The organism is Emticicia sp., assembly GCF_043780375.1.
Classification (GTDB): Bacteria; Bacteroidota; Bacteroidia; order Cytophagales; family Spirosomataceae; genus Emticicia.
The window spans coordinates 1-13037 of record NZ_JAYWCU010000241.1; the positions used below are offsets into that span (position 1 = coordinate 1).

Annotated in this window: 13 protein-coding genes; 10 read left to right on the forward strand and 3 right to left on the reverse strand. The window is 35.6% G+C overall.

What is annotated here, in order from left to right; translation table 11 throughout:
- The coding region (locus tag ACH2CJ_RS18285; protein ID WP_394994984.1) for a hypothetical protein at positions 1 to 617 on the reverse strand (617 nt) is incomplete at its 3' end.
- 164 nt (positions 618 to 781) lie between these two features.
- On the opposite strand from ACH2CJ_RS18285, the gene nusB reads away from it, so the two are divergent.
- The 10 genes from nusB (at position 782) to ACH2CJ_RS18335 (ending at position 9662) form a co-directional block, all read left to right on the forward strand.
- Positions 782 to 1918, forward strand: coding sequence for a transcription antitermination factor NusB (nusB, locus tag ACH2CJ_RS18290; protein ID WP_394994986.1), 1137 nt, complete (start codon positions 782 to 784; stop codon positions 1916 to 1918).
- 72 nt (positions 1919 to 1990) lie between these two features.
- Positions 1991 to 2311 (forward strand): YtxH domain-containing protein, encoded by a 321-nt coding sequence (locus ACH2CJ_RS18295; RefSeq protein ID WP_394994988.1) that lies wholly within the window; start codon positions 1991 to 1993, stop codon positions 2309 to 2311.
- A gap of 116 nt (positions 2312 to 2427) precedes the next feature.
- Entirely contained in the window at positions 2428 to 2919 is a 492-nt protein-coding gene (locus tag ACH2CJ_RS18300; RefSeq protein ID WP_394994991.1) for a DUF1573 domain-containing protein, read from the forward strand.
- Between the two features lie 29 nt (positions 2920 to 2948).
- The gene (gene yajC, locus ACH2CJ_RS18305) at positions 2949 to 3224 is read left to right on the forward strand and encodes a preprotein translocase subunit YajC (RefSeq protein WP_394994994.1); all 276 of its coding nucleotides are present in this window, start codon (positions 2949 to 2951) and stop codon (positions 3222 to 3224) included.
- An 85-nt stretch (positions 3225 to 3309) separates the two neighbouring features.
- A complete protein-coding gene (locus tag ACH2CJ_RS18310; protein WP_394994997.1) occupies positions 3310 to 3963 on the forward strand; it encodes a hypothetical protein in 654 nt (217 codons plus the stop codon).
- A gap of 221 nt (positions 3964 to 4184) precedes the next feature.
- Positions 4185 to 4490 (forward strand): DUF721 domain-containing protein, encoded by a 306-nt coding sequence (locus ACH2CJ_RS18315; RefSeq protein ID WP_394994999.1) that lies wholly within the window; start codon positions 4185 to 4187, stop codon positions 4488 to 4490.
- 97 nt (positions 4491 to 4587) lie between these two features.
- On the forward strand, positions 4588 to 5547 hold the full coding sequence (locus ACH2CJ_RS18320; protein WP_394995001.1) for an ion channel: 960 nt from the start codon (positions 4588 to 4590) through the stop codon (positions 5545 to 5547).
- A gap of 56 nt (positions 5548 to 5603) precedes the next feature.
- Positions 5604 to 6506, forward strand: a complete 903-nt coding sequence (locus tag ACH2CJ_RS18325) for an LD-carboxypeptidase (protein ID WP_394995003.1) — start codon at positions 5604 to 5606, stop codon at positions 6504 to 6506.
- Between the two features lie 193 nt (positions 6507 to 6699).
- Entirely contained in the window at positions 6700 to 8844 is a 2145-nt protein-coding gene (locus ACH2CJ_RS18330; RefSeq protein ID WP_394995005.1) for a 3-hydroxyacyl-CoA dehydrogenase NAD-binding domain-containing protein, read from the forward strand.
- 239 nt (positions 8845 to 9083) lie between these two features.
- The gene (locus ACH2CJ_RS18335; RefSeq protein ID WP_394995007.1) at positions 9084 to 9662 is read left to right on the forward strand and encodes a hypothetical protein; all 579 of its coding nucleotides are present in this window, start codon (positions 9084 to 9086) and stop codon (positions 9660 to 9662) included.
- 34 nt (positions 9663 to 9696) lie between these two features.
- On the opposite strand, the gene ACH2CJ_RS18340 is transcribed toward ACH2CJ_RS18335, so the two are convergent.
- Together ACH2CJ_RS18340 and ACH2CJ_RS18345 are read right to left on the reverse strand one after the other, a co-directional pair.
- Complete coding sequence (locus ACH2CJ_RS18340; protein ID WP_394995010.1) at positions 9697 to 11328, reverse strand: glycerol-3-phosphate dehydrogenase/oxidase; 1632 nt, start codon at positions 11326 to 11328, stop codon at positions 9697 to 9699.
- Between the two features lie 242 nt (positions 11329 to 11570).
- Positions 11571 to 12746 (reverse strand): galactokinase, encoded by a 1176-nt coding sequence (locus tag ACH2CJ_RS18345; RefSeq protein ID WP_394995013.1) that lies wholly within the window; start codon positions 12744 to 12746, stop codon positions 11571 to 11573.
- Between the last annotated feature and the right edge of the window lie 291 nt (positions 12747 to 13037).

Here is a 13037-nt window from a genome sequence, read left to right on the forward strand (position 1 = left end):
TGCCCTTGTTTTCGGTATGTTATCAAAAAACTATCTTTTTCACCTTTCCACAAATAATACAATTTTCTGAATTCCCGAATAGCATAATATTTTCGTGCATTTGGGTTAATTCCATCACCATTATAATAAGATATGTTCTCTAAATGTTCTAAAACTTTCTTCACCGGCTGACCATCAATTTCCAATATTTCTGTGCCACGAGTAATTTTTCTATCAGCCGAATAATTTCTCGAAACCAATAACTGATTATTTATGTATCGCACACTAAAAGGGAAATATTTAGGCCTTTCGCTCAAAGAATTGTTTTTAGAAAGTAACCTGCGGTCGGGCGACATGTGTGTATGTCCGCAGCCAACTGCTTGTACCATTGGCAAAAAAACAAAGTAGGCATCACGCAAGGAGTAACGACCAACTACCCGTTGTGCAAGTGAGTCGTAAAATCGTTCAAATTTTTCTTTCGTTATATATTTGTAAGGGTCAGGATGATATTTTTCTATTTCATTTTTTAGCGAAGTTATATCTTCTCTTATTTGTTCGGACGAATAAGATTGTGAAAAAGCACATAAATGGCTGATTGTCAATAAAATAACACTAATGTATTGAAACTTTCTTTTCATTTTTGTTCATTTCTTTGTTTCAAATCTACTGTAAAATAACTATTTTTTATTATTTACAGTAAAAATAATGGTAGTTATAAAACAAAATCCCCCTTCGGTGGTTAGGGGTTCTGCTTTTTTATACTTAATTTTGCACTTCAATAAACATAGTTCTTTGAATACCTATGCTCAACAGACGCCTCATACGGATTCGTGCGATGCAAGCCCTTTATGCTTATAAGCAAGCTGAGGGTGCGAATTTCCAATTAGCCTTAGACCTTATAGCTGAAACTTTTGCTCCTGACTTAAATTCAATGGAATTTCAAGACAAAGAAAAATTAGAAGGCCACCGAAAATTAGGTCAACAATTGCTTCAAGAAGCATTTTCTCGACAAGCCGAGGGTGTTTTTACAGCCCCCCCAGAGGTAATACGTTCGGTTGAAAAAGCCAAAGATTATTTTCTTCTTAAAAACAAAAAAGACATCCATCATTACGCCAGTCGAATGGTGATAGAAGCCGAAAGAGTATATGATTTGTATCTGCAAATTTTACAACTTTTTATCGAACTTGCCGACCGTGCTGAATTGGATAGCACCAATGTTAGTCAATCGAAATTTGCTGATAATCAACTAATTAAAGCCCTTCGACACGAGCGAACGCTTGAAACGCAGTTGAGTCGTAGAAGCGTTGGCTTGAACAGCGAGCAAGTTTTTGTTGCTAAACTTTACCGTGAAGTAATTCGCTCAAATAAATACTACGAAGAATACTGCTCCAAAGTTAACCACACACTCGAAGAAGATTTTTCTATCCTGAAATATTTATTGAAAAACGTAATATTAAAGCATGAAATTGCATGGGAGTTTTTTGAGAAGCAAGACCTTTATTGGATTGACGATATTGAAACCCTCCGAGCTGCTGTAACTCATACTTTTCAGGCATTTGTAGAGGACGGTAAATTAAAAATTAGTCTTTTAGACGATGAATGGGAAGAAAGAAAAGAATTTTTGCAAACTTTGTATCAGAAAAGTATCCTTGAAGCAAAAGAATTGGAAGCAATTTTGATTCCGAAACTGAAAAACTGGGAAATCGATCGTATTGCAAGTACCGACCATATTTTATTGAAAATGGCTTTAGTCGAAATGCTCAATTATCCGAGTATTCCTGTGAAAGTTACTATCAACGAGATTATCGAGATAGCAAAAGATTATAGTACACCAAAAAGTGGGCAATTTGTCAATGGAATTTTGGACGGTGTTTCAAAAGAACTAAAAGAATCAGGACGACTTCGCAAAAGCGGACGAGGAATGTTGGATAATAAGTAGTAATAATTAACAGTTATCAAACAACAATGGGCAATTAAAGGCAAATATATTATTCATTTATTCACTAATTTTATGAGCAATTCAACAAGAACCTTCATAGCATTTTTGGCTGGAGTAGCTACTGGTGCTGCTATCGGCATTTTGTATGCACCCGAAAAAGGTGAAGTTACACGTGACAGACTGTCGTATCGTTTGTCGAAATACCGTGAACAACTCCAAAAATTTATCAATGACCTTATTGAAAGAGGCGATGAGGTAGCAATGGAAGTTGTAGGCGGCGATAGCTCGGCAAAAGCCGAAGGGCAAAAAGTGGTGAGTGAAGCTCGCCAAAAAGCAGAGAAACTATTAGAAGATGTAGAATCTCTAATGAGTCAGATAAAATCAAAAAACTGACCTTGATTTATAGCATTATATAGGTCAAATAAGGTTTTCCCCGTAGAGAGGTTGCATTGCAATATCTTTCGTAGTGAAATTGTAATTAATTTTCAAAATAACACATAAAATACAAAATGAAAAAAGTGTTTTTAGCCTTTGCTTCAACTATTATTCTTGCAGGAATGAATTTTTCTTGTAACTTGATTGACTCTAAAAATCAAGAAACGATGAGTAAAGAAGATTCTTTGGCTGCCGTTGCAAATGCTCCAATTATTGAGTTTGAAGAAGAAGTTTTTGATTTTGGAACACTCACCGAAGGAGATACTGTTCAACATGAATTCAAATTTAAAAATATTGGAAAAAGTGCTTTGCAAATTACCGATGTTCAAGTACAATGCGGTTGTACAATTGCTTCAAAACCAGAATACCCTGTTGGCATAGGTCAATCAGCTAAAATTGTAGTTCGTTTCAATAGTAAGGGTAAGGCAGGTACAAACAAAAAGTTTGTTACGATTTACTCTAATGCAATTCCAAACCAAACGGTGCTTTCATTTACAGCACTCGTTGAGGGGAAAAATATGCCAGATGCAGTAAAATCAGCAGTATCAAAAATTCCTAAAATATAATTTTTCAAATAAATTTAACTCTAAAAATAATGATTCTTTTACAAGCACAAAGTAATGGTATGTTTTCGATTATTATGATGGTCGGAATGATTGCGGTATTTTACTTTTTTATGATTCGTCCGCAACAGAAAAAGACTTCTGATCAAAAGAAAATGGTTGATGAGTTGAAAGAAGGAGATGAAATTGTAACACTTGGCGGAATGCACGGCAAAATTGTCGCAAAAGACGAAATAACTATTACAATTTCGGCAGGTGGTGGAGCAAGATTGACTTTCGACAAAACGGCAGTTGCAAGAAAAAAATAAATTTAGCGAGCGGCGTACCGCTCCACTGTCGATAGTTTAGCGTGCAAATTAATAAACTGTCGTCAGTGGACTATCGACTTTCAAAATGAATTTAAGAACATTAGTTTTGTGCTTTCTCACCGCTTTTGTTTTTTGGTTATTGAATGCACTTAACAAGTCTGGCTATTCAACCAAAATAAATTATCCCTTAGAGATTAAGTACAACGATTCGCTTTATATTGCAACCACGCCATTGCCTAAGCAAATTACGGTGAGCTTATCGAGTACAGGTTGGAATTTGCTGAAAGATAATTTATCTTTGAATGTTCCTCCTTTGGTTTATGAAATTCATAATCCATTGGTAGTCAATGGCTTAGACAATTCCTTTTTGATGGAAACTCTTTCAGCAAAATTCAAAAATACAAGAGTAAATTATGTGATAGCCGATACTATGATATTTAATTTTGAACGAAGATTAGTAAAAAAAATAGTATTAAAAATTGACAGTTTGGGCATTGATTTGCAAAAGAATTTTGTGGTTTCGAGTTTGATAAATTTTTCTCCGTCGCAAATTCTTGTAGAAGGCCCCGAATCAGTTCTGAAAAATTATCAAGATACTTTGTTGATAAAGATCCCTGCTAAACATTTAGCGATCAATTTTGACGATAAAATATCGATTACTTTGCCCAAAAATTCTTATGTCAAAGCAAATGTTGAAAAAACGTTAGTGAGTTTTGAGGTAGCAGAATTGCTAAAGTAGCCATCAAATCTTAGAAATTAGGCTTTTGTGGAAAAGTGATAATATTGGTCTAAGAGGTTAGTAGGTTTTTTGATTTGGGCTTAAAATGCACTTCTTAACAAAGAGATAAGTCAAAAAAGTATCGTTTTTTACACGTGAAAAAACTCAAACAAGCTCTACAACTAAAAATATTTAATTATAATTCTCCTAATTCCGATCGCCTAAACCTAATTCTTAATAAAATGGCTTCAGAAACTTCACGTCGCTCACAAGCAACACCCATGAAGGATGCTATCGAAGCCTTTCTGAAAACCTTTGACCTCAAAACTAAATTTAACGAAACATATTTAATAGCTTTCTGGGGGCGAATGATGGGGCAAACCATTGCTTCTCGCACTAAAGAAATTTATGTAAGAAATCGTGTATTGTATCTTCGAATCGACTCTTCTCCACTTCGGCAAGAACTTTTTATGGCAAAAACTAAACTAATTGACCTCGTAAATAAAGACATTGGTGAGTCAGTTGTTGATGATGTAGTGTTTTTGTAGTAAACTTTTTTGGTGCAAAATATTGTTACCTAATCACTAACAATGACTTTTGAACAATTTGAAAAGTTGAACACCACCCGAAAGTGCCACAAAAGATATGTCAAAAAAAAATATTCTCGTTGAAAGAGAACGTAATCGTCAAGATTTAGGCTTCGGCACTAAAATGACCGACCGTCATACTCGCCTTGTTACAAATAATGGTCAGTTTAATGTTAAGCGAAAAGGTCAGTCGTTTGAGGCTTGGCTCAATACCTATAATCGACTTATTACGATGTCTTGGCGTAAGTTTTTTTTATTAGTTCTTTCTATTTATTTTGTACTAAATCTTATTTTTGCCTACATTTATTACCTTATCGGTGTAGAGCATTTGGTTGGTGTTGATATGACCGATAGCCATTCTCAATTTTGGGATGCATCCTTTTTTTCTGCTCAATCTCTTACTACTGTTGGTTATGGACGCATTGCCCCAGTGGGTTTTGCTGCAAGTTTAGTAGCAAGTATCGAATCTTTGGCGGGGCTGATGATGTTTGCCCTCATAACTGGTTTACTTTATGGACGTTTTTCAAGACCCAATCCACGAATTTTATTTAGTAAAAATGCCATCATTGCTCCTTACTTAGATACAAATGCTTTGATGTTTAGAATGGTTAATGAAAAAAGTAACCAAATTATAAATATGGAAGTAAGTTTGGTTTTTTCTAAAGTGGAAGAAAAAAATGGTGTGAGAAATAGACAATACTATGGGCTTATGCTTGAACGTGCGAAGGTGAATTTTTTTCCAACAAACTGGACTATCGTTCATGCCATTACAGAGGATAGCCCATTTTATGGAGAAACGCCCGAATCTTTAGCTGCTGCCGATGCCGAATTTATGATTGCCACACAAGGTATTGACGATACGTTTGCCGATGCTGTACATAAGCGACATTCGTATTTTCATGATGAGCTGGTTTGGGGAGCAAAATTTAAACCCATGCTCGAAAACGACGGTGAAGAAGCCTATATTTTGGATTTGAGTAAAATAGATGATTATGACCAAGTGGCTTTGAATGTTTGAAATAGTCGATTTAAGTGTTTTCGATAATAGATATTCCCTATAAAATTCCCATAAAATTGAACTCATTAATTGCCCCGCCCTACTTAAAAAAAGGTGATAAAGTTGCCATTGTTGCTTTAGCAAGCAAACTCAATTTGGACGATATTCTGCCAGCTATTAATCTTATTGAAGAGAATTGGGGAGTAGAAGTGATTATCGGTGAGTCGGTTGGTGCTGCTTATTTTAATTTTGCAGGAATTGATGAAATACGCTTGCGTGATTTTCAGAAGCAGCTTGATAATAAGGAAATTAAAGCGATTTTCTCGGCAAGAGGGGGCTACGGAAGTTCGAGAATTATTGATGCCATTGATTTTACAGAATTCAAGAAAAATTCTAAATGGATAATCGGTTTTTCCGATATTACGGTTATTCATTGTCAGCTCCAAGCGATGGGTTTTCAGAGCCTTCATGCTCCCATGCCTAAAACCTTTATGCGAGATTATTTCTCGGTTCAAACCCTCGAAACATTTCTTTTTGGTAAAAGCATAGATTACAAAATTCCATCAAAAGATATTAACAAACAAGGTAGGGGAGAAGGACAAATTGTGGGCGGGAATTTTTGTATTTTGGCACATTTAATTGGCTCAGAGTCAGACTTAATTACTGACGGAAAAATTCTTTTCATCGAAGATATTTCGGAATACCTCTACAATATCGACCGCATGATGATTCAACTCAAACGTGCAGGAAAACTGGAAAACTTGGCAGGATTAATCGTGGGAAATTTTTCGGACTTAAAAGAAAATGACGAACCATTTGGTAAAACTTTCTACGAAATCATTACCGAACATACAGCCGAATATAATTACCCCATTTGCTTCGATTTCCCTGTTGGACATGAGTCTATAAATTGGGCAATTCCTTGCGGAAGTATGGCTATATTGAGTGTTGATAATGAGAGCACGACACTAAATTTCTAAAAGACTTCTCTATAATAATGGAGCAAAAATTCAAAAAAGCATTGTTAAACACAGTTCTGCTCAAAAGTAAATAATAGGGAAATGCATAAGATTCATTAAGGAACTTAAAATTGAGATTTTGAATATTTTTTTTATATTTGCAATATAGTATGCTTGCATACTATATTTACAAACTTAATATTCAACCATCATAATGGAAATTAACTATAAGGTAGAAAACAACGTGGCGATTATCAGTTGGAACATGACGACTTCGCCCATGAACGTATTAAACGATGTTTCGATTCCTGAATTTGAGGGTCATCTTGAAAAGGCCTACACCGACGCTGAAGTCAAAGGAATAATTATTACTTCCGAAAAAAACGAATTTATTGCTGGGGCTGATGTCAAGATGATTTTACGAAATAATGGCAAAGACCCAGCCGAAATGCACAAGTTTTCATTAGATTTTAACCATATTTTCCGTAAACTCGAAACTTGTGGAAAGCCCGTAGTAGCTGCCATGAACGGTACAGCTTTGGGCGGAGGTTACGAAGTTTGTTTGGCTTGTCATTACCGTATTGCACTTGATAATCCAAAAGCACAAATTGGTTTACCCGAAGTGCAATTAGGTTTATTGCCAGGCGGAGGCGGCACACAACGATTGCCACGATTGATAGGTATGGAAGCCGCTTTGATGTTGATGGTTGAAGGCAAACGCATCACGCCAAAAGAAGCTTTGGGTTATGGAATGGTAAACGATATGGCTGCCACTCGTGAAGAAATGATGGAAAAAGCCATGAAATGGATTTTAGCAAATCCCAAAGCGATTCAGCCTTGGGATGAGTTTGATAAAAAGACGGGAGCTATCAAAGCTCGTGAAAATTATAAAGTACCAGGTGGAAATGTACAGTCGCCAACTGGTATGCGAACTTTTGCTGCTGGTACAGCCATGATTATGGATAAAACTAAAGGAAATTATCCTGCTCCGATTGCGATTTTATCGTGTGTTTATGAAGGTTTACAAGTAAATATAGACCGTGCGATTCCAATTGAGGCTCGTTATTTCGTAAAAGTTGCCACGTCAAAAGAGGCAAAAAATCTAATAAGCGTCATGTTTTTGGGTAAAAATGATGCTGATAAAGGAGCAAGTCGCCCGAAAAATGTTCCAGCAACAGATGTTAAAAAATTAGGTATTTTGGGTGCAGGTTTTATGGGAGCGGGTATTGCGTATGTATCGGCAATGGCAGGAATTGAAGTTGTCTTGAAAGATGTGAGTTTGGTAGGTGCTGAAAAAGGCAAAGATTATTCGAGAACTTTAATTCAAAAAGGCATTGAAAAAGGCAAAACTACTACTGAAAAAGGTGAAAAACTATTGAGCCTGATTCGAACAACTGCCGATACTAATGATTTGAAAGGCTGTGATTTGATTATTGAGGCAGTTTTTGAAAACCGTGAATTGAAAGCAACCGTAACCAAAGAAACCGAGTCGATGCTGGTTGAGAATGGTGTTTTTGGCTCAAATACCTCAACACTCCCAATTACTGGTTTGGCAAAGGCTTCGACAAAACCTGAGAATTTTATCGGAATTCACTTCTTTTCACCAGTCGATAAAATGATGTTGGTAGAGTTGATTCGTGGCAAAGAAACTTCTGATTATACAGTAGCATTAGCGGTAGATTATGTCAAGAAAATCAGAAAAACACCCATTGTAGTCAATGATTCTCGTGGATTTTATACTTCACGTTGTTTTGGAACTTACACCACCGAAGGTATTGCTTTATTGAAAGATGGTGTAAACCCGATTTTGATTGAAAATGCAGGAAAAAATGCAGGAATGCCAGTAGGAGCTTTGGCAGTTTCGGACGAAGTAGCCTTAGATTTAGCTTTAAAAATATCAAAACAGGCAATTGCCGATGGAGTACTGAGTGAAGAAGATTCGACTTATCAAGCAACAAAATTGATGGTGGATGATTTGGGGCGTTTAGGCAAGAAAAATAAGAAAGGTTTCTACGAATATCCAGAAAACGGTAAAAAATATCTTTGGGAAGGCTTGGCTGAGCATTTTCCAGTTTCGGCAATACAACCTGATGTAGAAGAAGTAAAAAAGCGTTTGCTTTATCGTCAAGTTGTAGAGTGTATTCGTTGTATGGATGAAGGCGTACTTATCTCGAAATTGGATGCTAATATCGGTTCTATTTTGGCTTGGGGATTTCCTCCTTATGCAGGTGGAACGCTCAATTTTCCTGAATTTGTAGGCAAAGAAACTTTCTTGAAAGAAACTGACCGCTTGGCAGATAAGTATGGCGAAAGATTCAGATTAACTAATAAACAAAAGGAATTGGTAAAAACTTTGTGATGTATAAATATTTAAATTATAAAAAAAGACGGAGAGATTACGTCTTTTTTTATAATATACCAATAATTGTTAGGATGAAATATAGTATGAGGTTGATTTATTCTTTGAAAATTGTAATTTTGGTAGAGTAAGATTCGTTGTCAAACAAAGAAAACATACTTAAACTGATAAAAAACTATAAACCCATACATTTTGGCACGTTTTTATCTTGCGTTAATTGAAGTAACCCCTATAATCGAGTGAAATATTTAATAACTGCCATACTTGTACTACTATTTTTTGAAAATAGTCAATCACAAATCATGTATCGAACTCGCTATAAATCTGCGATTATGGTGGAGACTTTTGCGATTAGCCCGATTGGTTCAATCAACTACGAATACTTGCCTGTTCGTTGGCAACACTCTTTCTTATCGACCCGTATAGGTTTAGGTTTTTTGCCAGGTGGACAAGAAACCGATGTAGGAAGTGTAACGAATGGTGGGGGTGTTTCAGTGCCTACCTCGGTTACATATAACTATTTGTTAAATAATCTTCGTAGAGGTATTAATAAACGGGTGAGTGTAAGGTGTAAATCGGCTCCTTCAAAAATTGCTGCAGAATGGTTTAGTGAAATAGGGGCAGGCTATACATTAGCAGCTTATCGAACTACCGAAACTCGAAGTTTTGTTTTTGGCATTATTGGTTTACGTCAGCAAATTGTTTTCGATATTCCGCCGCATCCAAGGGTTGTGTTTGTTCGATTAAATATAACTCCTTCTTATTCTGTCGGAAAATATGAGCTTCGTGGAGGCGTTAGTTTGGGCGTTTCACTTTAGTTTTTTACTACATTCGCGTAGAGTTTTTTCAAAATTATATTTTTGCACTAAGTATAAATTTTTTCAATAACTTTCGGTAAGCTTCACTATTTTCTTGTTTTTGAGTTTCCGACCAATGCAATTCCTTTGCCATTATGTCTGCTACGATTTTGATAGAGTCGGATGTCGCTTGCCAATCCATCAATTCCATGCGGGTACGTCTGGCAAAAAAATCTCGTAAACTATTCGCCATTTCTTCTCGAATTGTATAAATTACTTCGGCTTTGATAAATGGATAATTTGGGTGAATTTTGCTTTTAAATTCTTGATTATCAATTACTTGTAAAACTGCTTCAGCATTTGTGCCATATTTTTTTATTAAATGCTGACAAATATCTTCCTCTAAATTGTATTTTTCTTGAATATTTCTCCAATCCGCAAAATTATAATTTTCTCCACCAACTAAATAATGCGATTCGGTGCTGCATTCAATATCTTTGCCTAATAATTTACAAACTTCATCTATTGTATCTTTTGCCATGAGGCGGTAAGTTGTCCATTTTCCGCCGAGTAAACTAACGAGATTTGATTTTTCGTCATATTCCACTTCATGATCTCGGACAAGTTTTTTTGTTGCCTTTAAGCCAGATGAAGCAATAAGTGGACGCAAGCCTCCAAAACCAGACTTTATTTGAGATTTGTCGGGAACTTTAGCCATATAAGGGCGAAGGGTATCTAATAAAAAGTCAATTTCTTGGCTGATTAGGATAGGTTCTTTTTCTAAATTACGGTATTCGTCATCGGTTGTACCAACCATTACTTCGCCTTCAAACGGAATCACAAATACTATTCGTCCATCTTTAGTTTTTGGAATCAGTATGGCATCTTGGCTCCGTAAGACCTCTGATGGAAGTATAATATGTACGCCTTTACTCGGACGAAGGCGTTTTTCCTGTGCAGAATTTGCCATTAGCCTAATACTATCGCCAAATGGGCCAGTGCAGTTGATGAATATTTTTGCTTTTACTGTTGTGCTGCTCTTTTCTGCTAAATTATCTTTTACTATTGCCGCTATTAATTTCCCATTATTATCTTTTTCAAAATTCGTAACAGCAAGATGGTTTATTATAACAGCTCCTGCTTTGTGAGCCGAATGAGCGAGAGCCAAGCAATAGCGTGCATCGTCGAGTTGCCCATCATAATACATCACCGAACTATGCAATTTGGGTGTAAGTGTAGGAATATGCTCAAAAGTTTCTTTTTTATTAAGCCATTGAGCTTTTGGTAATAGGTCATTCTTAGCAAATAAACCATAAATAGTAAGCCCGATTGTGAAATAAAATCCTTCAAACCAACTAAAAACTGGTGTAATCAAAGCCAAGGGATGTGCCAAATGTGGGGCATTTCTGATTACAGTATGACGTTCTTGTAAACCATGTTTTACTTGGCGAAGTTGTCCAAAATCTAAATTTTTAAAGGCTTGTTCTAAATATCTTACGCCCCCATGAATCAGCTTTGTTGATTTTGAAGAGGTTTCTGCTGCGAAATCTTCTTTTTCAATTAAAGCTACTTTAAAACCTCGTAGAGCTGCATCTAAGGCACAGCCAGCACCGCTTGCTCCGCCACCAATAATACAAATATCAAACTGTTCTTTTTGTAATTTTTCGAGATTTTTAACTCTGTTCATGAGAGAATTGTGTAAATGATTTTTTGTTGGAAAGTAGATTTGAACGTATCAATATTAAAAAACTTCTCCCACTGGTATTTTAGAGTTCAGATCATACTTTTGATTTTTTATAAATTTATATTCTTAAACTTCAAATTTACTGTCATTTGGTTTCGGCTATTAACTTGACGAAAGTAATTTTATGATCAAAAATCAGCAGCTTCAACAGTTTTTCCTGCAATTTAGACATATTCTCCAAAATCTCAGACAGAAACTTGGGCTTTTCTTATTTCTTCTACGCCATTGGTAATATTGACTTTATAAGAATGTAATTCAGTATTAAATGTTTGATTATAAGCGGTTTGTATTTCTTCAATAAAAGTATCAACTGCGTCTGTTTTTACTAAATTAATAGTACATCCGCCAAAACCACCGCCCATCATTCTTGCTCCAATTACGGTTTCGAGACTTAGTGTTTGCTCTACTAAAAAATCTAATTCGATGCAACTTACTTCGTATTCTTGGCTCAGACCTTCGTGGGTTTCATACATTTTTTGTCCAAACGTTACCAAATCGTCTTTTTCGAGAGCTTCACAAGCAATGGTTACACGCTCAATTTCCTCAACTACATATTTACATCGTTTATAAACAATTGAAGGAAGTTTATCGGATTGACTTCTGAGCATTTGTGCCGAAACATCACGTAAACTATTAATTTGAGGAAAAGCATTTTGCATGATTTTTACGCCTTCTTCACATTCTGCTCTGCGTTTGTTGTACTCACTATCACCCAGATTATGTTTTATACCTGAATTACACAAAACGATGGTATAATCGGGAGCGTGAAAAGGGAAATATTCAAAACTCAAATCTTGGCAATCGAGTTTGATAACTGAGTTTTTTTTGCCGTGAATGGAAGCAAACATATCCATAATGCCACATTTAACACCTGCAAAATTATGTTCAGCTTGTTGGGCAATGAGTGCTAAATCAAGCTTCGAAATCCCTAAATTAAACAATTGATTGAGTGCGAATCCCATGCCACTTTCGACGGCTGCCGATGAAGATAAGCCAGCTCCAAGGGGTACATCTCCACCAAAAACCACATTGAATCCGTTCGGAATTTTATGACCTTTTTTTATAATTTCGGCTAAAACCCCAATCAAAAAATTTGCCCAACCTTTGTCCGATTTTTCTATTTTTTCTAATGAAAATTGATGGGAATCGTGTAAATCATAGGAATACAGCTTGCATTCTTGGTCATTCCTTGGTGAAATAGCAAAATAAATAGCTTTGTCGATCGCAGCAGGCAGTACAAAACCATGATTATAATCGGTGTGTTCACCGATGAGGTTTATACGTCCTGGGGCACGTACAGACAAAAAAGGAGTATGGTCAAAAATATCTTCAAATTTTTGATTAATAAGCTTGTAATACATTATATTGTCAGTAGTTTTTAGTATAAAAAAGTAAAAAGAAAGCCCCAAGAAACTTAGGGGCTTCTATCAATAGTTTTATTAACTTAATCACTTTTGATTTTTAACTACTTTATGTCAAAAATAGTGTTTTTTATAGTAATTATTATCTTTATTTTAGAAATATTCAGTTCAATATTGTGTGCAATCGTTTGATATTCCTTTTTTTTTCTCTGTCAATTAGGTGCAAACCTTTGCACAGATTTTTTGATTGATTGTCGATTTTGAATACTTTATTTTCGTTAGGTTGCCTAA